29 protein-coding genes are annotated in these 25,831 nt (G+C 35.2%); 17 read left to right on the forward strand and 12 right to left on the reverse strand.

All coding sequences use genetic code 11. The features are described from left to right. Positions 1 to 4: 4 nt before the first annotated feature. On the forward strand, positions 5 to 724 hold the full coding sequence (locus ACQ65V_RS08640; RefSeq protein WP_430467593.1) for a TIGR02206 family membrane protein: 720 nt from the start codon (positions 5 to 7) through the stop codon (positions 722 to 724). Here ACQ65V_RS08640 and ACQ65V_RS08645 read toward each other — a convergent pair. The 9 genes from ACQ65V_RS08645 to ACQ65V_RS08685 form a co-directional block, all read right to left on the reverse strand. Further along, positions 717 to 1,139 (reverse strand): VOC family protein, encoded by a 423-nt coding sequence (locus ACQ65V_RS08645; RefSeq protein ID WP_430467594.1) that lies wholly within the window; start codon positions 1,137 to 1,139, stop codon positions 717 to 719. The two genes, ACQ65V_RS08640 and ACQ65V_RS08645, sit on opposite strands and share 8 nt — an antisense overlap. 25 nt (positions 1,140 to 1,164) lie before the next feature. Further along, positions 1,165 to 2,115, reverse strand: coding sequence for a YybH family protein (locus ACQ65V_RS08650; protein ID WP_430467595.1), 951 nt, complete (start codon positions 2,113 to 2,115; stop codon positions 1,165 to 1,167). A gap of 62 nt (positions 2,116 to 2,177) precedes the next feature. Next, positions 2,178 to 2,945: a 23S rRNA pseudouridine(2604) synthase RluF gene (rluF, locus tag ACQ65V_RS08655; protein ID WP_430467596.1), complete on the reverse strand. Its 768-nt coding sequence runs from the start codon at positions 2,943 to 2,945 to the stop codon at positions 2,178 to 2,180. Between the two features lie 36 nt (positions 2,946 to 2,981). Continuing rightward, positions 2,982 to 3,707: an acetolactate decarboxylase gene (locus tag ACQ65V_RS08660; protein WP_430467597.1), complete on the reverse strand. Its 726-nt coding sequence runs from the start codon at positions 3,705 to 3,707 to the stop codon at positions 2,982 to 2,984. Positions 3,708 to 3,714: 7 nt separating this feature from the next. Beyond that, on the reverse strand, positions 3,715 to 4,542 hold the full coding sequence (locus ACQ65V_RS08665; RefSeq protein ID WP_430467598.1) for an alpha/beta fold hydrolase: 828 nt from the start codon (positions 4,540 to 4,542) through the stop codon (positions 3,715 to 3,717). A 1-nt stretch (position 4,543) separates the two neighbouring features. Further along, positions 4,544 to 4,909, reverse strand: coding sequence for a cupin domain-containing protein (locus ACQ65V_RS08670; RefSeq protein WP_412561511.1), 366 nt, complete (start codon positions 4,907 to 4,909; stop codon positions 4,544 to 4,546). Between the two features lie 5 nt (positions 4,910 to 4,914). Further along, positions 4,915 to 5,886: a YitT family protein gene (locus ACQ65V_RS08675; protein WP_430467599.1), complete on the reverse strand. Its 972-nt coding sequence runs from the start codon at positions 5,884 to 5,886 to the stop codon at positions 4,915 to 4,917. A gap of 21 nt (positions 5,887 to 5,907) precedes the next feature. Next, on the reverse strand, positions 5,908 to 6,465 hold the full coding sequence (locus ACQ65V_RS08680) for a hypothetical protein (protein ID WP_155089909.1): 558 nt from the start codon (positions 6,463 to 6,465) through the stop codon (positions 5,908 to 5,910). Between the two features lie 20 nt (positions 6,466 to 6,485). Continuing rightward, positions 6,486 to 8,024 carry a helicase HerA-like domain-containing protein gene (locus ACQ65V_RS08685; RefSeq protein ID WP_430467600.1) on the reverse strand — a complete coding sequence of 513 codons (1,539 nt, stop codon included), beginning with the start codon at positions 8,022 to 8,024 and terminating at the stop codon, positions 6,486 to 6,488. A gap of 59 nt (positions 8,025 to 8,083) precedes the next feature. Between ACQ65V_RS08685 and ACQ65V_RS08690 the strand changes: the two genes are divergently transcribed. Continuing rightward, positions 8,084 to 8,530 carry a RidA family protein gene (locus ACQ65V_RS08690; RefSeq protein ID WP_430467601.1) on the forward strand — a complete coding sequence of 149 codons (447 nt, stop codon included), beginning with the start codon at positions 8,084 to 8,086 and terminating at the stop codon, positions 8,528 to 8,530. Positions 8,531 to 8,634: 104 nt separating this feature from the next. Next, positions 8,635 to 9,267, forward strand: coding sequence for a 7-carboxy-7-deazaguanine synthase QueE (locus ACQ65V_RS08695; protein ID WP_430467602.1), 633 nt, complete (start codon positions 8,635 to 8,637; stop codon positions 9,265 to 9,267). 95 nt (positions 9,268 to 9,362) lie between these two features. Here the strand turns inward: ACQ65V_RS08695 and ACQ65V_RS08700 are convergent, their stop codons facing one another. Further along, positions 9,363 to 9,911, reverse strand: a complete 549-nt coding sequence (locus ACQ65V_RS08700; RefSeq protein ID WP_430467603.1) for a DUF2911 domain-containing protein — start codon at positions 9,909 to 9,911, stop codon at positions 9,363 to 9,365. Between the two features lie 235 nt (positions 9,912 to 10,146). Between ACQ65V_RS08700 and asnB the strand changes: the two genes are divergently transcribed. Together asnB and ACQ65V_RS08710 are read left to right on the forward strand one after the other, a co-directional pair. Beyond that, the gene (gene asnB / locus ACQ65V_RS08705) at positions 10,147 to 11,808 is read left to right on the forward strand and encodes an asparagine synthase B (protein ID WP_430467604.1); all 1,662 of its coding nucleotides are present in this window, start codon (positions 10,147 to 10,149) and stop codon (positions 11,806 to 11,808) included. Between the two features lie 61 nt (positions 11,809 to 11,869). Next, entirely contained in the window at positions 11,870 to 12,502 is a 633-nt protein-coding gene (locus tag ACQ65V_RS08710) for a hypothetical protein (protein ID WP_430467605.1), read from the forward strand. Between the two features lie 8 nt (positions 12,503 to 12,510). On the opposite strand, the gene ACQ65V_RS08715 is transcribed toward ACQ65V_RS08710, so the two are convergent. Together ACQ65V_RS08715 and ACQ65V_RS08720 are read right to left on the reverse strand one after the other, a co-directional pair. Further along, positions 12,511 to 13,137, reverse strand: a complete 627-nt coding sequence (locus ACQ65V_RS08715; protein WP_430467606.1) for a response regulator — start codon at positions 13,135 to 13,137, stop codon at positions 12,511 to 12,513. A gap of 121 nt (positions 13,138 to 13,258) precedes the next feature. Then, complete coding sequence (locus ACQ65V_RS08720) at positions 13,259 to 16,297, reverse strand: sensor histidine kinase (protein WP_430467607.1); 3,039 nt, start codon at positions 16,295 to 16,297, stop codon at positions 13,259 to 13,261. Between the two features lie 138 nt (positions 16,298 to 16,435). Between ACQ65V_RS08720 and ACQ65V_RS08725 the strand changes: the two genes are divergently transcribed. The 12 genes from ACQ65V_RS08725 (at position 16,436) to ACQ65V_RS08780 (ending at position 25,774) form a co-directional block, all read left to right on the forward strand. After that, positions 16,436 to 17,242: an alpha/beta hydrolase gene (locus tag ACQ65V_RS08725; RefSeq protein ID WP_430467608.1), complete on the forward strand. Its 807-nt coding sequence runs from the start codon at positions 16,436 to 16,438 to the stop codon at positions 17,240 to 17,242. A gap of 44 nt (positions 17,243 to 17,286) precedes the next feature. Further along, complete coding sequence (locus tag ACQ65V_RS08730) at positions 17,287 to 18,123, forward strand: nuclear transport factor 2 family protein (RefSeq protein WP_430467609.1); 837 nt, start codon at positions 17,287 to 17,289, stop codon at positions 18,121 to 18,123. Between the two features lie 122 nt (positions 18,124 to 18,245). Next, positions 18,246 to 19,283, forward strand: a complete 1,038-nt coding sequence (locus ACQ65V_RS08735; protein ID WP_430467610.1) for a hypothetical protein — start codon at positions 18,246 to 18,248, stop codon at positions 19,281 to 19,283. Between the two features lie 2 nt (positions 19,284 to 19,285). After that, positions 19,286 to 20,698, forward strand: a complete 1,413-nt coding sequence (locus ACQ65V_RS08740; RefSeq protein WP_430467611.1) for an MBOAT family O-acyltransferase — start codon at positions 19,286 to 19,288, stop codon at positions 20,696 to 20,698. A 24-nt stretch (positions 20,699 to 20,722) separates the two neighbouring features. After that, positions 20,723 to 21,514, forward strand: coding sequence for a DUF6090 family protein (locus tag ACQ65V_RS08745; RefSeq protein ID WP_155089896.1), 792 nt, complete (start codon positions 20,723 to 20,725; stop codon positions 21,512 to 21,514). Further along, on the forward strand, positions 21,507 to 22,298 hold the full coding sequence (locus ACQ65V_RS08750; protein ID WP_155089895.1) for a DUF6090 family protein: 792 nt from the start codon (positions 21,507 to 21,509) through the stop codon (positions 22,296 to 22,298). The genes ACQ65V_RS08745 and ACQ65V_RS08750 overlap by 8 nt, the downstream gene beginning before the upstream one ends. Further along, positions 22,291 to 23,019: a DUF6090 family protein gene (locus tag ACQ65V_RS08755; protein ID WP_155089894.1), complete on the forward strand. Its 729-nt coding sequence runs from the start codon at positions 22,291 to 22,293 to the stop codon at positions 23,017 to 23,019. Before ACQ65V_RS08750 ends, ACQ65V_RS08755 begins: the two co-directional genes overlap by 8 nt. Positions 23,020 to 23,031: 12 nt before the next feature. Then, positions 23,032 to 23,787, forward strand: a complete 756-nt coding sequence (locus ACQ65V_RS08760) for a DUF6090 family protein (protein ID WP_155089893.1) — start codon at positions 23,032 to 23,034, stop codon at positions 23,785 to 23,787. Between the two features lie 3 nt (positions 23,788 to 23,790). Then, positions 23,791 to 23,925, forward strand: a complete 135-nt coding sequence (locus ACQ65V_RS08765; protein ID WP_412561492.1) for a hypothetical protein — start codon at positions 23,791 to 23,793, stop codon at positions 23,923 to 23,925. Between the two features lie 208 nt (positions 23,926 to 24,133). Beyond that, positions 24,134 to 24,652 (forward strand): RidA family protein, encoded by a 519-nt coding sequence (locus ACQ65V_RS08770; protein ID WP_155089892.1) that lies wholly within the window; start codon positions 24,134 to 24,136, stop codon positions 24,650 to 24,652. Positions 24,653 to 24,690: 38 nt separating this feature from the next. Further along, positions 24,691 to 24,882, forward strand: coding sequence for a hypothetical protein (locus tag ACQ65V_RS08775; RefSeq protein WP_155089891.1), 192 nt, complete (start codon positions 24,691 to 24,693; stop codon positions 24,880 to 24,882). A 136-nt stretch (positions 24,883 to 25,018) separates the two neighbouring features. Then, positions 25,019 to 25,774, forward strand: a complete 756-nt coding sequence (locus ACQ65V_RS08780) for a DUF6090 family protein (protein ID WP_430467612.1) — start codon at positions 25,019 to 25,021, stop codon at positions 25,772 to 25,774. Positions 25,775 to 25,831 lie beyond the last annotated feature (57 nt).

The following is a 25,831-nucleotide window of genomic DNA, read 5'->3' on the forward strand; positions in this document are numbered from 1 at the left end:
TCTTATGTTTATAAAGTTACTTTCTATCGCTTTGACTTCTGTAACGATAGGAAGTTTGCAACATATACTACCCATATTGGTGGCTATTGGTTTTACAGTCTTACTTATTAAATATTCTAATAGAAACCTTAATGATAAACAGAAATTCAGGGTAATTCATTTTGTTGCTTGCTTTGTATCCTTGTTTATTATCAGTTTTCATTTATACCGCATCGGTTTTGATAATTACAACTTTAGAACTGATTTGCCGCTGTATTTATGTAGTTTAATGGCATTGATTATCCCTGTATTTACCTACTATCGTAAATATTGGATGTTCGAGATTCTAGTATTTTGGATTATAGGTGGAACCATACAGGGAGTGATTACACCAGATATTGCAGTTGGTTTCCCAAGTTTCGATTATTTTAGATATTGGGTCGTTCACCTAGGTTTGTTAGTTGTAATTTTCTATTTCATTTTCGTTTTTAAGATGAAACCGACTTTGAAAAGTGTATTTAAATCGTTTTTGGCACTTCAGGTTTATGTGGCTGTAATGATGATTATAAACTATTTCCTTGATGCCAATTATTTTTACTTAAATGAAAAACCAAAGTCAGCTTCACTATTGGATTATTTTGGGGAATGGCCTTATTATATTGTGGTTGGGCAGTTAATAATCATTCCGCTGTTTTTGTTGATTTATTTGCCGTTTTCTGTTTCAGAAAGAATGAAAATCACTTAGCAAAGAGCTGACTCATATCTTTAAAAGCCTTAAACTCCAAAGCATTTCCGGATGGGTCTTTAAAGAACATAGTGGCTTGTTCGCCAACTTCACCTTTAAATCGTATATAAGGTTCAATGATGAATTCTATATTTTTTAACCTGAGATTATCCGCAAAAGAATGAAAGTCACTCCAGTTTAAAACTACACCAAAATGCGGAATAGGAACGTTTTTACCATCAACGGCATTGGTGTGCAAATCTTTACTGGAATTTGGTTTGTAGTGGATAACCAATTGATGGCCGAAAAAGTTATAATCTACCCAATGGTCACTACTCCTGCCTTCTTCAAGATTTAAAGTATGGGTGTAGAAATCTCTACATTTTTCTAAATTATGAACTGGAATGGCGAGATGAAAAGGAGATAGTTTAGTCATGTTTTTTATATAATGAAAATATTAATCACTCCGCTACGTTGTTCCAAATGTCTAAAAATATTTTCCAATTACCATCAATTTTTTTCCAAACGATGAGGTACTTTCCTTTCCAGGCGACTTCTTTTTTATCTTTAGTCAACGTTTTACCTTCATAATAGCCATAATCGTATGCTGTATCGTTTGCAATACTAATTTCAGTTGGTGTCACTTTGTGATGAAGAATCTTTACGCCCTCAGGGATTTCCCAATAGGATTTTAAATCCGTTTTCCCAGACATAATCTTTCTGTTATTTGGGAATATCTTACCATCTTCAGTGTACATATTTACCAAAGCATCAATATCACCATCCATATAAGCTCTAGAAAAAGCAATCGTGTTTTTCTTTATCATATCAACATCTGAAACGATATTGCGTTCTCTTTTGCAATCAATTTTCCAAGTAGGAAACGTCACTTTTTCAGTTTTGTCTGTCCATTCGCCAACCCATTTATAACCAGTGTCATCAATATCGTAAAAAGTTAATCGAAACCAACCTTCTGCTCCATTAGGTGCTTTTTGGTCGCGATAGAGCACAATGTTTCCATTATCTTTTTTGCCTCCTTCCCAAGTTGGTAGAGTGGTAGAAGGTGCGCCAGAAGAATAGTAATGTACATACCATTTACTGCTATCTGATATAAACTGACGAATGCTTCCAGAATGTTTACCATCGGCTTTTATAGTTTCGTCCTGTACAGCCATACCGTTCATAATGTATTTCCATTCCCATGTCATATCCACAGGATCTGCCCAGGTTTGATCTTGATTTCTCGACACGGATTTACAGTTGCATTTCCCAATTAAGCCTTCAAAATCCTTGATTTGTTCTGGTGCCTCTGGGTTGGGTGAGCCATAGGGATTGGTATCTGAAATAGTATATTGGTTTTGTGAAAAACTTAGAAATGAGAATAGTAGTAGAAGAGATAGTATTGATTTCATGGTTGCTAGTTTCCTTAAATTTAAGAAGGAAGAAACCATAGTGTTTATTAATTAAGATTTAATTAACGTCTGTTTTTTCTTTTGGAATGTTGTTTTGGGTCGAAGGTTTTTTTGGAATCACTGATGAGTTCACTTAGTTCCTTAAACTCGTCTTTGGTTAATTCACGATACTTGCCAACAGGCATATCGAGCTCTATGTTCATTATTCTAATACGCTTCAATGTCTGAACTTCATAATTCAGATACTCACACATGCGTCGGATTTGTCGGTTTAAACCTTGGGTCAATATGATACTGAACGTGTGTTTATCAATCTTCTTGACTTCACATTTTTTGGTGCGTTTGCCCAGTTCTTCAATATAGATGCCACCAGCCATTCGTTGTATAAATGTCTGGGAAATGGGTTTATCAACTGTAACCACGTATTCTTTTTCGTGATTGTTGCTAGCACGCAGAATTTTGTTAACGATATCTCCATCATCCGTTAAGAGAATTAAACCTTCACTGGGTTTGTCTAAACGACCAATTGGAAAAATACGTTTAGGGTAATTGATGTAGTCGATGATGTTATCTTTTTCAACACGTGTGTCTGTAGTACAAACGATACCTACGGGTTTATTAAATGCCAAATAGACAAAATCTTGCTTACGTTCGCCAATAATTTCGCCATCCACCTTTACAATATCTCCTGAAACGACTTTGGTGCCCATTTCTGGTACAACATCGTTTATGGTTACACGACCAGCATCAATCAAGCGGTCGGCTTCACGACGCGAGCAGTAACCAGCTTCGCTGAGGTATTTGTTGAGTCTTGTGAGGTTGTCTGACATAAAGCAAAAATACGACAAAGTTATTAAGTCCTCTAGTTAAGATTTTGGCAAAAATAGGGTCATCTTTCTGAAAGATACTTTGTCTAAATGTCCCATTTTATCTAAACTTTTAGTAATCAAGTGCATATGTAAAAATGAATCATGATGAGTAAATATACCCTGATGCTCTGTAGAAAAGTAACCAACAATCTCCACCTCTTCATTTTCTAAACTGTAGTTGACCTGCCCTTGATGTGCCTCTTTTGGAGATGATACTTTTACACCTTTTGGTAAATTTTGAATATGAATGATTCCATTTTCTATTTTGCCAACTAACTTAAAAGCAAAAGGTCGTTTCTTGTCTTTGGTTTTAGAATCTAAATACTGCTCTAGACTTTTTATGCTCTTAACACTATCTGGTAGTTGAATTTGTTCCCATTCGTTAACATTGGCATAAACAAAAAATGGCGCTTCAACCGAGTTTATTTGTTCTACAGCCATTGTCGAATCAGTTTTTACCTTAGATAAGTACGTTTTTCCATTATTTATAAGAATTTCTCCATCTAAAAATGCTTTTGGGCCAAGACCATAAAGGCCTTTTCTGTTTTTAATTGTGTCTATATTAATTTTCCCATATAATTCACCTTGCCACATAACATCTTTCATTGCGCCTATAGTGTGGACGTTAGAATATATTTTAGATGTATTTGGTTCAGTAACTGCAAAATTGCAACTCTGTAGCAGTATTAACATTAGCAATAAGACAGTTTTATTATCAGTCATTTTTAAATTAATCATTTATAAACCCAATAATCTTCGGAGTCAACGAAGCATTCTTTAAACTATGTCCAAATCCTTTGGTTTCAATAAGTTCTGCATTTTTATAACGGTTGGCAAACAAAAGAGCGTCTTCAAACGGAATGATTCTATCCATTTTATCATGAATGATAAGACCTTTTGCTTCAATGGATTCTGTAAAATTGGCAGCAGAAAAATAATCCACCGGTTTACCAAATCGCTCTAATACAATAGTATCTAGACCTTTAGAAATCCTTCGGTTATAGCCCATCATGGATTTATATCTAGCAAACACTCCAGTAAAATGCGCAGGAGCACCAAGCAAAACCAATTTTTTAACAGAAGTCTCGGGATGTTTATGCATAAAAAACACGCTTGCCATACCACCTACGGAATGTCCAATAATGACTTCGGGTTTAAACTTTTTGGCAACTGTATTAATACATTCTGAATATAGTACAGCGTTGAATTGCTTTCCTCCAGACCTTCCATGTGCTGGTGCATCTAATGCAATGATGTTATAATCTTGGCACTTTAAATCTTCGAGAAGATAATTCCAACGAGAAGTATTGCTTTCCCAACCATGCACTAGCAAAACTGTCTTTCCTTTACCGTGCCAACGATAGGTGGCGATATCAAGGCCATCATAGGTTAGTTCTTCAAATAAAGCTGAACTTACAACTCTTCTTTGGTCTTCACTATAACGTCCTTTTCTTGGCGAAGCAAATAAATGTAATGCCTTTTTTGTGGCGTACTTGGATGAAATTAGGCTCGTTGCATTTAAGGCGTTGCCTATGGATTTTATAACAAAACTACTCATGTTATTGGTCTTCTCTATTTACGGAGTCTATTGAAAATGCTGGTAAGCAGATAGCTAAATATTCACATGGTTCTGTAAATGGGTTAGAGTATTGCAGCCTTGTGTTTTTATTGACCTTAATGGATTGTCCAGCTTCAAGGACTATGGTTTCGTCTTCTATGATAAATTGTTTTTTTCCTTTTATGATAAAGGTGTATTCATCAAATTCAGGAGTTTGAAACGGTTCAGACCAACCGGGAGGCGCAACCATATGCGCAATGCTTATTTGTGAATTTCCATCAGTTGCCAAACCAAAATGTTCTTTAATGGTTTTACCATCGTCTGTTGGTACTACGAAAGGCGAATCTTGAATTGTATAATTTTTCATTACTGCTATTTTAGAGGCTTCCTTTTAATCATACCTCCTTTTAAATCTTTAACTAAGCCCATAATAATAAATGCTTTCTTATCTATTTTGTCTATTTCAGTGTGGAGCTTTGCAAGCTCTAATCGTGTCACTACGGTATAGATAATGTCCTTATCGTAACTATCACCACTAGACCCATAACCACCTTTACCTGCATAAATTGTACAGGCTCTCCTTAGTTTTTCAACAATCATTACTCGCAATTCTTCATGTTTTTCGGAGATAATGGTAACACCAACATATTCTTCTACACCGTCCACTACAAAGTCTACTGTTTTTGCTGCTGCCAAATAGGTTAGAATAGCGTAAAGTGCAATTTCCACAGAAAGTATATAAGCGCCAAAAGAAAAAATAACAATGTTTATAAGCAACAATACGTCACCAATAGTGATGGACAATTTTCTACTTAAAAAAACTGCTAATACTTCGGTACCATCTATAACGCTGCCGCCTCTCATTGCCATACCAATGCCTAAGCCCAAAAAGAAACCACCAAAAACTGCAATTAACAATTTGTCGTCCGTTATCGTTGGATAGTCTACAAAATGAACTACAAAAGCTAATAATGTTATTGCTACGATACTTTTTATGGAGAATTTGACACCTATTGTACGAGCACCTAATATTAAAAACGGAATATTAACAAGAACCAAGAGGATACCTAAAGAAATATCTGAAACATTGTTTAACAACAGTGAAATACCAGTTGCGCCACCATCAATAAATTTATTCGGTAATAAAAATCCTTTTAAGCCAAATCCTGCAGAAAAAACGCCCGCAATAGTAAAAATTGCTTCTTTTATAGCGTGACTCAATTCCACTTGTAAGCTTCTTACAATTGGTACGATTTGTCTTTTTGTTATTGGCTTTTTTGAATGCTTACGTTTAAGGCGTTTGCGAGCAATATCAACCAGTATTTTTGAAAGAAAGGGATTCATAAATTTATTGTATCATGATTACTACCAATGAATAAAAAAATATTTGATCTTTGCTTTTTCTGGTACTTGTATCGGATCAATATTAGCATCCATATCAAACCTTAAACTACTTGGTAATTCTTTTTTATCAATGGTAAACGATGCATTGATTTCATTTACGGATACCACGATAGAATTAATTAGATTATCAATTTTTGAAATTTTATATTTTTCTTTTATGTCTTTAAATGTGCTAAGTGCAGAGATGTTCTTTTCAGTTTTATAGCGCTCATCTATAATACGAACACTTGAAATTACAGAGGTAGAATCTAGTGCCTCTTCTGGAGAAAGATCTAAAAGTTTATTACCATTTTTTTCAAAAATTTCAATAGTGTTAACAGCTCCTGCAAACTCATCTCCGGCAATATATCTTACTACCGAATCATTTTTGAATATAGAATCCAACTCCTTTACCTGAGTTGAGTCCGTTAGCAAACCAATGTTGTGCTTTTGGATTAAAAATGGATCTGGTGGTGTGTCTTTGGCACAACTAGCTACTAAGATTGTACATATGAGCACAACGATTAAGGTTTTTTTCATGGTTTGATTTAGGTTTATGTTTATTTCAGCATTTTGGTTAAAATTCCTAAAACACTTCTAATTACTGTTGGGCTCGATAATACTTTTACAATAGGATTTTGTCGCGTTCTACGACTACTTCGAGATGAGGTTCTTCGTTTAGATTCCGCTCTTTTAAGCTTCTCTTTTTCCTCTTCAGCTTTACGTTTGGCTTCTTCGGCTTCGGCAACTTCTATCTTTTTGTTCAACATTTCGTAAGCACTTTCCCTGTCAATTTCCTCGTTGTACTTTTTAGCGAGTTTAGACTGTGATAAGAGGCTTGCTAATTCAGATTCTGTTAAAATATCCATGCGACTCATTGGTGCACGCATCATGGTAGCAGCAAGTGGAGTCGGTTTCCCTTTCTCATCCAAAGCAGACACCAATGCTTCACCAATTCCCAAAGAAGTCAATACTTCTGCGGTATCGTAATAATCTGTATCAGGATAATTCTGTGCTGTCAATTTAATGGCTTTTCTATCTTTTGCCGTAAACGCTCGTAAGGCATGTTGAACTTTTAAACCGAGTTGTGCCAAAACTGCTTCAGGAACATCCGTTGGGTTTTGTGTTACAAAATATAGTCCAACACCTTTACTACGAATGAGTTTTACAATGCTTTCAATTTGATTCAATAAGGCATCAGAAGCTTCATTGAAAATTAAATGCGCTTCATCTATAAACATAATGAGTTCTGGTCGTCCGCTATCTCCTTGTTCTGGAAAAGTCGAATAAATTTCTGCCAGTAAACTCAACATAAATGTTGAAAATAATTTTGGTCTATCTTGAATATCCGTAAGACGAATGATATTAATATAGCCTCTTCCGTTTTCGTCAACTCTTAATAAATCGTCTGTCTCAAAAGAGGTTTCACCAAAGAACAAATCTCCGCCTTGTTGTTCAATTTCAATGATCTTTCTAAGAATGGCTCCTGTGGAAGCTGTCGAAATTCTACCGTAAGCATCCTGAAACTCTTTTTTGCCCTCATTGGTGGCATATTGCAGAATTTTTTTGAAATCCTTTAAATCCAACAATGGTAATTTGTTGTCATCACAATATTTAAAAATAACCGAAATGATTCCGGCTTGTGTTTCCGTTACATCTAATATTCTTGAAATTAAAACAGGTCCAAATTCACTTACCGTTGCCCTAAGTCTAACGCCATCTTGTTCAGAAAGCGTTAAAACCTCTACGGGAAAGGCTTTAGGTTCAAACGGTAACCCTATTTTTTCATGACGCTCGTCAATTTTTGGATGACCAGGACTTGGTTTTGCCAATCCACTTAAATCTCCTTTTATATCCATTAATAAAACAGGAACACCTTTTTCTGAAAGATTTTCAGCCAGAACTTGCAATGTTTTTGTTTTTCCTGTTCCTGTGGCACCAGCGATTAAGCCATGACGATTCATGGTTTTTAGTGGTACATTAACGTAGGAATTGGTCATCGTTTCCCCTTCTAGCATTGCTGCTCCGAGCGTAATGTAGTCGCCTTTAAATGTGTTGCCATCGGCAATATCTTTTATGAATTTGTCGGAATTCGTCATCAGTCAAAATAATTTGCATAAAAATAATGTAATTTTAATCAAGATTAAAACGCATTCCCATGAAGTGTACACTTTCAATTTTTTGCCTTTCAGTTTTGTTGAGTTTTCAGTCTTGTGAGAATTCAAAATCAGAAATTATATTTCATAAATCGCATGAACCAAGCAGAGCCAACGTGCCCTTTAGTGATGCCGTAGAAACCGAGGATTTATTATTTCTAACAGGCCAAATTGGCAAGGACCATAAAAAAGGAAAACTCGTTTCTGGAGGCATTAAAGCCGAAACCAAACAAGTCATTGAAAATATTAAAGCCGTTTTAAAGCATCATGACTTATCATTGGACAACGTGGTAAAGTGTACTGTGATTTTGAAAGACATTGATGATTTTTCAGATTTTAACTCAGTTTATACTGCTTACTTTACCAAAAAACCAGCAAGAACGACCTTTGCCGCCTCAGGTTTGGCAGGTGGAGCTAGTATTGAGATTGATGTTATTGCAGCTAAGTAGTGTAAAGTATGAAGTGTCAAGTACCAAGTTTAAAGTGATTATTATTTGGTAAGAGACTTACTTTACACTTTGCACTTCATACTTAATAACTATCTTTGCCATCTATGACAAGACGAGAACGACAACAATTAATAGACCAAGGTCACTTACTACCATTAATGGAAGAGTTTTACACCATTCAAGGTGAAGGCTACCACAAAGGTACTGCAGCTTATTTTGTAAGAATTGGCGGTTGCGATGTAGGTTGCCATTGGTGCGATGTTAAGGAAAGTTGGTTGCCAGAATTACACCCAGCAACCGAAGCCACTAAAATAGTAGATAATGCTGTAAAATACAGTGATATCATTGTGGTCACTGGAGGTGAACCTTTGACTTGGGATATGGGACCTTTAACAGAACAGTTGAAAGCTAAAGGAGTACAAACTCACATTGAAACTTCTGGTGCTTATAAGTTAACAGGTCAATGGGATTGGATTTGCTTATCTCCAAAAAAGATAAAACTACCGACTGAAGAAATTTACGACAAAGCACACGAGCTGAAGTGTATCATTTATAATAAAGACGATTTTAAATTTGCTGAAGGACAAGCAGCTAAAGTAAATAAGGATTGCATTTTATATCTTCAACCCGAATGGAGCAAGCGTGATAAGATGATGCCGCAAATAGTGGATTACGTCATGGCTAACCCTAAATGGAAAGTGTCCTTGCAAACGCATAAATATTTGAATATACCGTAATCAGTCTTAAGTAGACAGTTTAATGTAATTCAACAAAAAAGTTCCAATAGAGTTTACTCCATCGGAACTTTTTAATTTTCTGTTATTTTTTTTACTTAATCCTTAGTAAAAGGTACAGCAACTCTAGTGTTTCCCCAGCCCATATGCATGTGTACACCATCATCAGATGCTTCGAAAGCTATTGAGAATGCTTCCAATGATTCGTCTCCTTGTGTTACCGGAACCGTAATTCTTGCCACATCGTTTTCTTCATTATAAAAATAACTTCCCCAAACATTTAGGTCATTACTTATAATAATAGTCCATTCTTTCTCTCCAGGAATGGCATATATGGTATATGTACCTTCATCAACATCAGTTCCGTTAAGTTGCATATCTGTATAAACATGTAACTCTGCTGCCTCATTGGCACCCAGTCTCCAAACCTTTCCAGGCTTAGCTAATTCATTTATATCTCTTCCTTTTAATTGTGGTCTACTGTAAACGACCTTGATAAGTTTGTTGGCATCTTTGTAATCACTTGGATAAGATGCTGCGTCCATAGGGCTTTTGTCAAGTCCAGAAAATTTTTGTGCTTCTGCATTAAATGATAATAACATTGTAAATGCAAAGGCAATGGTGGTAATTAGTCGTGTTGTTTTCATAATTTTTTAAAATTTGTTTGGATAAAGTTAAAGGTTATAATATCGTGTTTGTCGTAATGAAATATTAAAATTTACAGATTGATAGGAGAAAGCTCAATTTTATATTTTCCAAGTATCAAATTTCACTAAATAAACTAATATAAATTATAATATGTAATCATATTATTATTTAATGTTTAATAAATGAAAGTTTAGTATCATATTTGCTTCATAATTAATAATAAAACAGAAAGTTATGTGCGGAATAGTATGTGCGTTTGATATAAAACAGAAAAGTGAAACATTGAGACCTCAGGTTTTGGAGATGGCAAAAACCATTCGTCATCGTGGACCAGACTGGAGTGGAATTTATAGTGATGATAAGGCAATTTTAGCTCATGAACGTTTGGCGATTGTTGATCCAGCGTCTGGTAAACAACCATTGTTCAGTGAAGATAAAAAGTTAATCCTAGCAGCAAATGGTGAAATCTATAACCATAGAGAACTGAGACAACAATTTCCTGATTACAAGTTTCAAACTGAAAGTGATTGTGAGGTTATTTTAGCATTATATAAGGAAAAGGGAGTTGGTTTTGTTGATGAGATGAACGGCATTTTCGGATTCGCGATTTATGATGTTGAGAAAGATGAATATTTTATCGCCAGAGACCATATGGGAATTATTCCATTATATATGGGTTGGGATAAAAATGGAACCTTTTATGTAGCCTCAGAATTAAAAGCGCTTGAAGGAGTTTGCACCAAAATTGAATTATTTCCTCCTGGACATTATATGAGCAGTAAGGATGGTGAATTGGTACGATGGTACAAACGCGATTGGACAGATTATGATGCTGTGAAGGAAAATGAAACGAGTATTGAAGAAGTTAAACAAGCTTTAGAGGATGCTGTACATAGACAATTAATGAGTGATGTACCTTATGGAGTATTGTTGTCTGGTGGATTGGATTCTTCGGTAACCTCTGCCATTGCAAAAAAATATTCCGAAAGACGTATTGAAGCCGATGACAAAGAAAAAGCGTGGTGGCCACAATTACACAGTTTTTCTGTTGGATTGGAAGGTTCACCAGATTTGGCGGCTGCACAAAAAGTAGCAGATCATATTGGTACGGTTCATCACGAAATAAAATTTACCATTCAAGAAGGTTTGGATGCTATTAAGGATGTGATTTATAATATTGAAACGTATGACATCACTACCATTCGTTCCTCAACACCAATGTATTTAATGGCGAGGGTTATTAAATCCATGGGAATAAAAATGGTGTTGTCTGGTGAAGGAGCAGATGAGATCTTTGGAGGCTATCTCTATTTTCATAAAGCACCAAATGCTCAGGAGTTTCATGAAGAAACGGTTCGTAAACTAGATAAGCTACACATGTACGATTGCCTAAGAGCAAACAAAAGTTTAGCAGCTTGGGGAATTGAGGGGCGTGTGCCATTTTTAGACAAAGAATTTATGGATGTGGCCATGCGCATCAACCCAAAAGACAAAATGATAAACGGAGAACGTATGGAAAAATGGGTCATTCGTAAAGCGTTTGAAGATTATATTCCAGAAAGCGTAGCTTGGAGACAGAAAGAGCAATTTAGCGATGGAGTAGGTTACAGCTGGATTGATACGTTAAAAGAATTAGTAGAACAAGAAGTCACGGATGAGCAATTAGCTAATGCGAAGTTTAGATTCCCAATTAACACACCATTAAACAAAGAAGAGTTTTATTATAGAACTATTTTTGAAGGGCATTTTCCAAGTGACGCAGCTGCTTTAAGCGTACCACAAGAAGCAAGTGTTGCTTGTAGTACTGCAACTGCTTTAGAATGGGATGAGGCATTTAAGAATATGAATGATCCTTCTGGTAGAGCTGTGGCTAAAGTGCATGACAAGGCTTACTAATTTATAGTTAAAATAAGTGTATAAAACCATTCGTTAAGAATGGTTTTTTTATTTTCATGACATGAAGTCTTTAATTACTCTTCTTACACTTTTCTTTTGCCTAACATGTTATTCTCTAAATAATAACGATTGGGATGAACTTATTGAATCTGCTCATGATATAGGATACTGCTTGTATAACATCAATCAAAAATTCTGTAGCAAACATATTGGGGAGTATAATCGTTTAGTCAAAGAAACAGAAGATGTTGAACCAGAAGTCTATCATTTTGTTATGAGAGAGGAATGGGCAAAAAATAGAGTAACCACTTGGGCTGAAAGAGTGACTGGATGGGAAGACAGAACTAAGTTGGATGTCAAAAATCTAGTTCTGTTTTTTAGCATCCCTCAAGATCTTGTTGGTGATATTCCAATTGCAACTGTTGAGACAGAATCTTCGTTTTTCGTGGTCAACTTAGAAGATGATCTTAAATTTTCAGTAGATAAAAGCTATAAAAAGATTGCGATGAATTGTTCCATTTCACATAAAGGAAAGCCCAACATGCTTTACAATATCTTTTGGCGCGAATTTATGTCTGGTAGGCTAGGACTTGTAAAGAATGAAGTTGAATTTACTGTATCCTCAGGTTCTAAAGTAAAAAAGAAATTCAGGATTTTTAGAAGACGGTTTAAGCGTTTAATGAGAGTGGTGTAAAAACTAAACTATATCTCATTGTCATATACTTTTTTAATCAACTCAGCTTTACTGTTAATCTTAAGGGCTTTATAGGTGTTTTTGATATGACTTCTTACTGTGTCTAGTGAAACAAACAAATCATCAGCTATCATTTTGTAACTTTTCCCTGCGACTATACCATCAACGATTTCTTTTTGGCGTGGCGTTAAAATCTCAACTCTGTTTCGTTTTGGTGCAAACCGGTTAACTATTTTTCGGGCAATGGAAGGTGACATATAAGAACCGCCAGTATACACAACCTCAATAGCTTCCTTTATTTTTTTTAATGGTGTTTTTTTGGATAAATATGAACAGGCGCCAGCACATAATGCTTTAAAAATACTGTCATTGTCTTCAAAAGTCGTTAGCATAATAATATCGGTGTCTGGCAATTTTTCCAATAGTAACGGAATACCTTCAATACCAGATATGCCCAATAGATTTATATCCAAAAGGATAATTTCCGGTTGCTGTTCTAATTCTGAAATGGATTCTAAAAAGCGCTCAACGGAAGCAGAAGTCAAGATGCAATCTATATGTTCCTGGGTACTAAAAAAGTCGTTCAAGCTATCTTGAATCAGTAAATCATCTTCTATAAGTGCCAATCTTATCATATTTATTCTCTACGGAATGGAAATCTTATCGGGTACTAGCTTTCGGCATGTAAGCATTGAGCTTGTAAAGGCATAAAGTTAGTACATTATACGATACTTAAAATCACATTAAGATGTGATATTACATATTAAAAGGTAAATCCAAACAGACTTCAAAACCATTACCGTTTTTTAAATTAAGTGTTCCTTTTAATTTTTCAGCACGCATGGCCATATTAGATAAGCCTAATCCAGAGGATTTATAAGTCGTTTTTTCGCTACCATTATCCTTAATAATAAGTTGACAGCCTTTTGAGCGATTGGTTAAGTAAATTTCAACAAAATCAGCATCAGAATGTCTAACGATGTTATTGATGGCTTCTTTAAAAATTAAAAAAATATGCTGCTTGGTTTGGGCTGGTAGTTTCTTGTCTAAATTTTTGATGCTAGATGCGTCTATCTCAAACGCAATGTCTTTGGGCAACAATAATTCCTCGGCCAATTCTCTCATACGCTCAATTAAATCAGCAATAGTTTCGCGTCTGCTGTCAATACTCCAGACCAGATCGCGCATTTGTGACACGGCATTTCGGCTTATCGTAGCTATTTTATGGAGTCTGGTTCTATCAGCCTCGCTTGCTGTAGCTTCCATAAGTTCAGTTTGCATCGCTAGACCTGAAAGTAACGAACCGACATCATCATGTAAATCGCTAGAGATTTTTGTGCGTAGACGTTCCATAGCCAAAGCTTGCTGTAAACGGTATCTAAATATGGCATAAACAAATGCGGAGACAACCAGCAGTACTAAAACAATGAACCACCAACGTTTATAAAAAATTTGTTTTACGGTTATAGGAATGGACAAAATATTTGCACTTTCACTTCCTCTAGAATCTGCGCCTTTAACTTTTAATACATAATCACCAGCGGGTAACTTATTATATCTGACTGAGGTTGCATTGCCTTGATAAAACCAACGATCTTCAAAACCTTCTAATTTGGTACTAAAGGTGTTTTTATTATTCTGAAAGTAACTTGGTAAAGACCAACTAACCTCAAAATATTGATCGTATGGTGATGCTGTAAACTCTTGTAATTCCGTTTGGGCATAATCCTTTTCATAACTTTCTTTGGTTCTGCTGTTATAACCTGAAATACCCAAGAATTGAATCGCTGGTGGTCTTACCGATTCTTCCAATGTTTTAGGGTTAAAAACGTTGATGCCGTTCATACCACCAAAATAGTAGAGGCCTTCACTATCTTTAAAAAAGGACGAATAGTTGAACTCATTATGCGATAACCCATCTTCGGTATAAAAATTCTTAAATTCTTTGGTGGTTTTATCAAATAGGGCTAATCCGTTGTACGTGCTAATCCACAATTTATTATTTCCATCTGGAATGATACCAACAACGTTGTCATCTGGCAAACCATTAATTTTGGTGAAGTTGGTTAACGTTTTTCCATCGGCAGAAATATGACTAAGTCCACCACCATAAGTCCCAACCCAAATACTACCATCGTTATCTTCTTTTAGGCAAAGTACATGATGTTTGCCGAGTTTTGGAGTCGTATTGGAATTGTAGGATTTTAAGATGGTTCCGTTGAGGTTTATTTTTAAAATACCGTCGTTCTTGGTGCCAATCCAGATGCAATTCTCGTCCCTACTTTCTTCAAAAAATTGAAGATCTGCGATATTGTTTTGTTCATTGAGATTCTTAAAAACGGAGTAACTTTCTTCAGTTTTTGGATTAAATACTGTGAGAAATTCTAAAGTATATCCAAACAACAAACGTCCATCATTCAGTTTTATTAAAGCATTGGGTCCGTAGACTTTATTATGGTTGCTAAATTGACTGTATGCTTTAGTTTGACCTGTTTTTAAATTTATCTTAAAAATACCTCTGCCAGCTGCATAAGCATAGGTTTTTGTATTATCCGTAAATAAAAAACTGGAGTCGTACATTAGTGACAACGGCTTCCCGTTTTCAGTTTTTAAGGGTAAGGAATCTATTTCACCATTTTTTGTTTGATACCAAAGTTGGTGCTTGCTTTCACAAAGGCTAAAAATACGTCCATCTGCACCCTCAAAAATACCTCGCATGGAATTTCCCCAGCCTTCCTTTTCTGATTTAAAAAGATTGGAAAACAACTGTTTTTCGGTTTTTACCTTAAACAAACCATTATCGGTTGCCACCCATAACAATCCGTTTTTGTCTATAAACAAATTGTTAATTGTTGAATAGTCTAGTTTTGATTTGAGCAATTCGGTATAATCACTAAAATGTCCTTTGGTATCCATACGATACAAGGTCTTGTTGCCAGCAAACCAGATGTTGTGGTCTTGATCTTCAATGGCACGTCTAATAATATCGTCCGTATTGAAAATAAATTTTGAGGTTTTTAAAGTCGAATCAAAAATAGCGATACCACCTCGTGAGGATGGAAAATAATAATGGGTATTATTACTACTAACAAACTGTGGAACGTAATGTATGAGGTCACTATTCCAGTTGTAGGTGTCCAGTACATGACTTTCAAGCAATTCGCCTTCGAGTGTATATTTATTGGTGCCTCTTGTGGTTGTCCACCAGATAGAACCTTCAGCATCAGAAATTAATTGATTAAAGCCACGCTTATACCTATCCACTGAAACCACAATTTTAAATTTGCCATCTTCAAACTTTTGAAGATATTGCTTAGCCTTTCCTTTTTCAACATTCCAGTAATCATCGGTAATCGCCCAAATGGAATCATCTGGAGCTTTAAAAATATCCAATACCTGCCCTTTTAGGTTATGATTCCCATTATATGAATGTATGGAATCTGTGGCTATATCAAGTTGAAATAATTTGTCGTTGGCCAAAAACCATACAGAATTGTCCAATTCGTTGTAGAGCATATTGGACTTTATAAAATCTTCTTCAATAAAAAACGGATTCTGTATATCGCTGGTGTAGGCTTTAAAATGTTGGCCATCATAGCGATTCAGGCCTTGTGCTGTGCCAATCCAGAGCAGTCCCTTACTGTCTTGTACTACATCAGAAACGTCTCTAAATAACAACCCATCTTCTGTTGTGAGCACATCGATTTGTGATGGGTTTTGAGCATCAATCTGCAAATGTATTAAGCACAGAAAAAGACTCAAGAGTCCACATAAAGAATTTAAAAATGACCTCAAGGTATTGATGTTGGTTAATAGCTAATACCCAAATATACAAAATGATAGCGTTGGATTTCACATTAAGATGTGATTGACTACTATGATGTTAGACGATATCTTGCTGATGCTAAAAAAATAATAAGAATCAAATTGGTTATGAAAATCATTGGTGTATTGCTTGCAAGTCTTCTCATGCTGGTTTCAAACGTTGCGTATTCGCAAGATGTAACTGTAAAGATTGGCCACAAAGACAGTTTATATTCAAGCATCTTAGATGAGACTAGAAATCTTGTTGTTACACTTCCAGACGACTATGAAGCATCAGGCAAAAGTTATCCTGTTCTATACCTTTTGGATGGCAGTGAGAATAATCTTATCGATGCACGACTAGTAGCGTATAATTTAAAGCTAGAATTTATTATCGTAGCCATCGCTAATACCAATCGGGATAGAGATATGATGCCATTGAGCAGGCCGTCTTATAAAGTTGAAAATCCACAAGCACATCACTTTTTGTCGTTTTTGGGTGAAGAATTGATTCCATATATCGAAACTAAATATAGAACTTCCGAAGAACGCACCATACGTGGTAGATCCCTTAGTGGCCTATTTGTGATGTACGCTTTTTTGGCAAAGCCAGAACTGTTCAACAATTACATTGGTACATGTGCTGGTTGGTTTGCAGATATGGGTGATTATTTTACTGAGTTGTCAAACAAAGCCTTTAAGGATAAAAATAGTTTTAATGGTAGGACACTGTTTGTCGCTAATTCTTTGTCCGATCCATTGGACCCGAAACAAGAAATTCATCAGTCTTTGGTAGATTTTTCAAAAAAAATAAAATCTGCTTTGGGAGATCAGGTGAGATTTAAATATAAAACCTATGAGAATGCAGGACACGTACCATTTGCAGCTTTTTATGATGGCATGAAATTTATTTCTGAATCTGAAAAAGATGAATAAAACAATAATCTGAAAATTCTATTAACCAATTAAATATAAATATTATGAAACCATTAAAAACCATTTTTGTAATTCTATTACTGTTGAGTGTCTCAACATATAATTGCAATGCCCAAGAAGTAAATGCTGATGTTGAAAAGATGCATCAACTGTACACAGAAATGATTAACAATTCCAATCTTGAAAACATAGATAAATTATATACGGAAAATGCTTCCATTAGAAATTCTGATGCAACTATGATTAATGGATTGGAGAATATTAAGAATCAATATAAAGCAACTTTTGATTCCGGAACCTTCACTATTTCGTTAGAAACAACTGATGTATCACAGTTAGATGATGATCATATGTTTGTCAGCGGAACATTTATTTACAGTAAAACAGATGAGCCTAGTGGCGTGTTAAAAGGAGAATTTGTAAATACGCTAAAAAATGTAAATGGAAATTGGAAAATCTTAAAAAGCTATCGTTACCTGGAAACAACAGATAATGCTAGTATTATTAATTCTGTTTACGAGCTGTTTTCAAAAGGAGATATTCCGGCAGTTCTGGCCTTAATGGATGATGAGATTGTGTGGAACGAAGCTGAAAGTAATTCATTGGCAGATGGTAACCCTTACATTGGTCCTGATGCTGTATTGAACGGTGTTTTTGCTCGAATTGGAGAACGCTACAAATCCTTCACTTTAAAAGATGTGAAACTTCACGAAATGAGTAACAATCAAGTGTTGGCGACTTTACACTATGTACTTGAAATGAAAAATGGTAAGACTTATACCATACAGGCAGCCCACCATTGGACGCTTAAAGATGGAAAGATTGTTGGATTTCAACAATATGCTGATACAAAGAAATTGGCAGATTCTGAGAAAATGTAAATGAACTATTTATTACTGTGCGTCATTCAATTATTTGGCTATCAGTAAAATATAATGACTATATTTATAACAGTTAGTAGTTTGAAAACCTACTAACAAGCTATAACCAATAACCAACCATTATGCAATTAAAAACTTCATTCCTGGTTGCACTTGTTCTAAGTGCAATTGGGTTAGTTTCTTGGGAACTCTACTGGCGTTCTCAAGGCTATGAACCAACACTAGATGACAATAAACATCTTTGGGCTGTAGAACGTGACAAGGTCAATTCACTGACAGAAAACGACGTCGTTTTAACCGGATCTTCACGAGTGCTTTTTGATATTCAATTAGATGAATTTGAAAAAGTTACAGGCATTAGACCAATTCAACTGGCTTCGGCAGGAAGTTCTCCATTACCAATTTTTCATGACATTGTGGAGAATACGGATTTTAATGGAACAGTCATCGTAGGTGTGACTCCACCTTTGTTTTTTTCAACTACATTTCCTCAGGCAGGTCCATGGAGACGTCCACAACTTCGAGTGGACCACTACCATAAGCGAACTTATGCCAATCGCGTTAATCATTGGCTGTCCATTCCACTTCAAGAAAATTTAGTCATGATGTCTGGTCATGAAGAAGAAGCGGATGAAAACATTGACCTCAAAGGTCTATTAAGGCGCATTAAACTTGCCGAACGTACTGGGAAACCACAATACCCACCTTTTTTTGAGTTCGGCACGATTGATAGTGATAGAAACACGAGAATGACTGAGCGTACAGCAACAGATACGGCATTTGCTAATGTGATTACAAACGCATGGAAATTCATAATAACAAGCGACGGACCTCCTCCAGATGTAGAAGGAACCACCAAATTCTTTGCTGCAGATGCCAAAAAGTTTATGGAACGTGGTGGCAATCTTATTTTGGTGAGACCACCATCTAGTGGGATGTTTAAAGGTGGCGAAAGTAAATTTTTCCCCAGAGACAAACTCTACGATGAACTAGTGAAAATTACGGGAGCCAAAAGCTATCATTACGAAGATTACGATGAGCTTAAGGATATGGTATGTCCGGAATGGTCACATTTAAGTGCGGAAGATGCGGATATATATACACGTGTTTTGGCACAAGAGATGATAAAAGATAATGCACTAACTAAACCAACCAACTAATTATGTTATTCAATTCTTTAAGTTTTATCGTCTTTTTAGCGATAGTACTCGTGTTGTACTATGCTAAACTATTCAACTGGACCAATAAAAAACGAATGTTGCTTTTAGCGAGTTATTTGTTTTATGCCATGTGGAATCCACCTTTGGTCATTCTACTTTGGATTTCAACAATCGTAGATTACACAGCAGGTAAAAAATTAGCGGTATTAGAAAATCAACGTCAGCGTAAAATGTGGTTGCTGTTGAGTATGTTTGTCAACTTAGGCTTCCTTGCTTTTTTTAAGTATGGCGATTTTCTACTAGAGAATTTTGTCACGGCATTGAATGCCGTTGGAATGGATTTTCAGGCACAACCCATGGATATTATTTTACCAATGGGTATTTCATTCTACACCTTTCAAACCATGTCTTATACCATAGACATGTACAAAAGGAAAATAGAACCAGCACGTACATTTTTGGACTTCGCTTTATATGTAACCTTCTTTCCACAATTGGTTGCTGGTCCTATCGTAAGGGCAAAAGAACTCATCACTCAGTTTTACGAGGAAAAAAAGGCAACGACACAGCAATTTCTTTGGGGAACCTTTTTGTTGACTATAGGATTGTTTCAAAAAATTGTATTGGCAGATACGCTATTGGCTGGCACATCTGATGACGTTTTCGGATCACGAACCATTTTACACGGTTTGGATGCCTGGACGGGAACCTTGGCATTTTCAGGACAAATTTTCTTTGATTTTGCTGGGTACTCTACCTGTGCTATCGGTATCGCTTTGATGTTAGGCATCATATTACCAGATAACTTTAGATATCCCTATGCAGCCATAGGATTTTCAGATTTATGGAGGCGTTGGCACATTTCACTTTCAACTTGGCTTAGAGACTACCTCTATATTCCATTGGGTGGAAATAGACACGGCATCACCAGCATGTATGCTGCATTAATGATAACGATGTTGTTGGGTGGTCTTTGGCACGGAGCCGCTTGGACCTTTGTTATTTGGGGAGCACTTCATGGTATTTATCTGGTTATAGAACGCTTGCTGCGTAACAAAATTCGCATAAAAATAAATACCTGGAATGGTGTTCTACTCGCATTGCTCACTTACACCTGTGTTAACATTACTTGGGTGTTTTTTAGGGCACGAGAATTCGAAACCGCGAAGAATATGTTGGCATCGATGTTTGGGTTGAATGACGGTGCAAAGATTCTGCAGTCTTTTGATATTATAAAAGTATTCACGGTGATTACCATTTTATTTATTTGTCATTGGGTAATGCGAAATACCTCTATGAAAGCCGTTTCCCTAAAAACACCACCAATAGTTTTGGGAATAGTTTGGGCCATATTGTTTGTACTGATATGTATAGCACAAGGCAGTGGAGAGCAGTTTGTTTATTTCCAGTTTTAAATGGAACAAATTATATAGAGTAATGTGATAAAGTTTTTTAGACATATCCGCCAACGTTTAATAAGGGAAAACAGTTTCAGCAAATATCTGCTCTACGCCATTGGAGAAATATTTCTCGTAGTGATTGGTATCTTGATTGCATTGCAAATCAACAATTGGAATGACAATCGCAAAACTGAACGCGATGAAAAAAACTTTCACAGTAATGTTTTAGTGGATTTACAAAAGGATGAAGAAAAGTTAAAGTATTATGAACATTTTCACTTAAAACGGATTGAATATTTAGATACACTACTCACTTACGTCCGTAACCCACAAAAGACCATGGGTATAGAGAAATTCGGGAAATACGTAGAACCGATTTTTTATACTTCTAATCCAACATCGTATTCCACCACATTTGATTCGGCTAAATCCTCAGGTGCTTTTAATGAATTTAACGAGAAAGAACTTTTGAAGGAACTTGCACAGTATTATGCCGATTTTGTTTTGATTGAAAACACATTTGAGTCTTTAACCCGATTTGTAGAAAACCAGTATGAACCTTTTATGTACCAATTACCAGAAAATTATATGACAGCAGAAACTGGCGCTTTAGTGATAAACGAAGAAGATGTCGATGGTTTTTATCAGAAAATCGCATCAGTTGAAGATACACGGAACATTTCTGCCGATTACAATTCGTTGCTCAGAGCACCTAAAATGGAAAATTATATCATAGGAGATTTAGGTCGGAGCTATAATATTTTGGGGAAAATAAAATCGAGGCAACAGGTTGCTAAAAAACTCATGCATAAAATTAAAAACAATGATTAAGTTTTTTAGGCATATTCGCCAACGCTTCATTTCCGAAGGTAAAACTAAAAAGTATCTACTCTATGCTATAGGCGAAATTATTCTTGTAGTTATTGGGATATTGATTGCGTTGCAGATTAATAATTGGAATGAAAGCAGAAAAGAGCGTTTAGCCGAACAAAAAATACTAAAGCAGCTACATAAAGAATACACACAAAATCTAAAACAATTAGATGAGAAGATTTCGATGCGCCATAAAATGACGCACGCGAGTAATGTATTGCTGAACTATATAGATAATCCCAAAGAAATAGAAGATGATTCGCTGTTATACTGTCTTTTTAGATTGTCCCAAGATCCTACCTTCGATCCACTTGAGAACGATATCATAGTTAACGGGAAGCTAAGGCTAATTACCAACGACAGTATTTCTGAAATGCTTTCCAACTGGACGTCCGATGTTTACCAAGTTCAAGAAATTGAAGACAATTGGCAAATGTTCCGTAATCAAAATTACTACCCAGTATTAATTAAAGAGAGATTAATCCGAAATGTAGGCGCTTATATATTAAATAGCGGTTATTCGCCTGAGCATGCATTAGATAAAAATGATACTATATCTTTTGCTATTCATAAAAACAACATTGATTTACCTTCGATTATTATAGAAAATGCAACTGAAATCGAAGGAGTTGCAAGCACATGTATTATTTACAACAGTGTAATTAATGTACAGGCGTATGCGCTGAGGAAACGTATTGTAAGATTACTTAAGTTAATAAATAAAGACTTAAATCATGATTAAATTCTTCCGTCATATACGTCAATCTATGATAAATCAAAACAGAACCAAAAAATATCTGCTCTACGCCATTGGTGAAATTATCCTTGTGGTTATAGGGATTCTCATTGCACTTCAAATTAACAATTGGAATGAAGACCAAAAATCCCGGAAAGATGAACGCTATGTATTAACTGAAGTATTAAAAAATCTTGAAGAAGATGCAATTCTAGTCAAGGAAATTATCGCTCAGCGGCAAAAGGCAAAAACAGCTATAATCGAACTACAAAAATTTGTTAGCTCTGAATCTAAAGATACTGATTCCTTGAAATTTTATTTGGTAGACATACTCACCTTTGAAAGGTATTTTCCAATTAACAATGCATATGAAATACTTAAATCTAAAGGATTACAGCTCTCCAATAATGAGCTGACTACCGAAATCTCGAGATATTATGATTATGAACAGCCAAAAATGAGCAATAGTATTCTGGATATTGAAGTAACAATCCTCAAAGTTTTTAATGACAGAAACGGTTTAGTTCGATTTTTATCGCTTATAGAAAAAGATGAGCAAATGGTTGTAAAAAACCCTAATGATCCAAACTTTATAGAAGAATTATCTTTTTTCTTAATAGCCTTTCAAGATAACAATGGTGGCACTTTAAATAAATTATTGGTCTTTGAGGATATTAATAATAAGCTACGCGAGCAAATAATGAATGGATTAAAAAAGCTAAGCTAAATAGTGCATAATATGATAAAATTCTTCCGCCAAATAAGACAATCTATGATTAACCAAAATAGAACAAAAAAATATCTGCTCTACGCCATTGGTGAAATCATTCTTGTAGTAATTGGGATTCTCATTGCACTTCAAATCAACAATTGGAATGAAAATCGAAAATCAGCAAAACAAGAGAACCTTTACCTAAAAAGACTTCTATCAGAAAACAAAGAAGATATCAACACCTTTAAAAGTAATATTGCTGACTTAGAAAAAGGGATTGAAACGATAGAGAGCCTTTCTTTTGCTTTAAACTCTGTAAATTCTAGTGATGAAAAGCTGGTATTAGCAGCTAACGATTTTTTCGGTTACGGAAGCATATATCCCATTTTTACGTCTTCAACCTCAACGTTTGATGATTTATCCAGTACTGGTAATTTAAAGGATATACGTAATTCTAACTTGCGTGATGAATTGGTAAAACATTATGCCAAGCACAAACAAGTTGCAGAATGGATAAGAATTGGTACGGAATGGGCACTCCCTAATGATGCGCCATTTACTTACAACAATAGTATTATGAGGTTTGAGCCTGCATCAGCTTTTTTATTTGGAGAACAAAACCAATCAGAACTCGCTGTTCATTTGAAGGAAAAAAAAGAAGAATATATAAACAACGCAGCAGTTCATTATTGGATTAATAAAGATGCTATTGGCAAACTAGAAAATTTGATAGCAGATACAAATAGAATTATAGACTTAATACAACAAGAATTGAAAAACTAACACATGATTAAATTCTTTAGATTATCGAAACATCATTTTGCTGTCACATTGAGCGCAGTCGAAATGAAGCAAAATCAAAGGTCTGGTAGGCCTTTGGTTGAGATAGCCGCTTGCGGAAAAATCAGAAACTATGATTAAGTTTTTTAGAAAAATTAGATTCAAACTTATGAGTGAAAACAAAACAGGTAAGTACCTTAAATACGTTATTGGCGAAATAATTCTTGTAGTGACAAGGTAGATTCGACTATGGTGTTAATTGAACAAGAGATTAAAAATTAACGAAAGTAAAACCATAAAAAACGGGAAAGCCAAAAACCGAACAACCCAGGCACTAAATACAATTATTATGAAAACACTTAGCAAACAAATTAGTTTAATTACACTTTTTATCGCTTTAGCTTTTACAACTCAAAGTTGTGAGCAAAAAGAAAAAGAAACAACCAAAGAAGTTGAAAAGGAGGTCATTATCGAAGCAGAAAACCCTGAGTATTTTTTACTGCGCCCAGAGGTAGAAAAAGCCTATGGTTATTCGCACGCTGTTAAAATAGGCAATAGCATTAAAGTTTCTGGAGCTGTAAGTATGGACGATGAAGGCAACCCAACTGCCATTGGTGATTTAGAACAACAGATGAAAAATTGCTATGCAGATTTAGAAAAAATCCTAAAGCATTACGGTTGCACATTTAACGATGTGGTAAAAGAAGACATTTTCACAACCAATATGCCAAAGATGCTAGAGGTTGCAGGCTACAGAGCAGAAATTTACAAAAATCATTTTCCAACAGGTTCTTGGCTTGGTGTAAAGGAATTAGCGCTTCCGGAATTTATGATTGAAATAGAGTTAGAAGTGCATAAATCTAACTAAATGCATTTTTAAACAATTATTATAAAAAACATATAACCATGGGAATCTTCTGGGATTTATTACAACAAGACGAATTAGAGAAACAACAAGAACAAGCCGATAGTGTTGAAGAACGCGTAGATCAGTTAGAAACAGAATTAGCCAATACAAAGGCATTACTTAAAAAAACACTAATTGCCTTAGAAACGCATTTATCGCAAGATATAGATGGTGATGGTAAGGCAGGATAAATATAAAATTCAATTATAACAAAGCATATGGAAACTAATACAATAATCTATTTGGTGGCTTTCGCGCTCATATTAAGAATCATTGTGCGCTTGTTTGTTAAGTACAAACGAGAGCAAAAAAGTGATATAGATACCAATGATTAAATTCTTCCGTCATATACGTCAATCCATGATCAACCAGAACAGAACAAAAAAGTATCTGCTCTATGCCATAGGCGAAATCATCCTTGTGGTCATAGGAATATTAATAGCAATTAACCTTAACAACAACAATCAAATTAAAATTGCTGAAAAAGAACGTGAAGATAAGATTAACAAATTGCGAAACGTGGTATATGGAGATAGTCTTCATCTTGTATTTACCATTAATTACAACAAAAGAAACATTAAAGTACTAGATAGCTTAATAGCTAATTTAGATGCTAATTTATCGTTTCAGAATTACAAACAATATTCAGGTCAGTTTGCAAGAGCCAATATGCAATATCGAACAACGATTCCTGATATGAGCGTTTATAGTGAATTGATCAACTCTGGTGATTACAGTAAGATTGATAATTCAGACCTTAAAGATAACATCACCGATTATTACGTATTGTTCAATCATTTCAATGATTTAATAAATACGTTTATCAGTGGACTTTTAATTTCAGAAAAAAGTTTGTTTTATAATGGCATATTATCACATTATTATTTGCAACCCAATCTATCTGAGGATGATATGATGCAGGGTTATATGGAATTTAAAACTACTCTAAACGACCCAACCAAAAGAAGAATATTTAAAAATCATTTATTTGAATTAAAAGATATGCATCAGCAAATTATTTTCTTCTATAGCGAAGTTGTAAAGCGGATAGAAGGTATTCCGATTAAACCAACAGCGCCATGATAAAATTCTTCCACCAAATACGTCAATCTATGATTGACCAGAATAGAGCCAAAAAAT

The sequence above is a fragment of the Winogradskyella ouciana genome, assembly GCF_965284585.1.
In the GTDB taxonomy this organism is placed as follows: domain Bacteria; phylum Bacteroidota; class Bacteroidia; order Flavobacteriales; family Flavobacteriaceae; genus Winogradskyella; species Winogradskyella ouciana.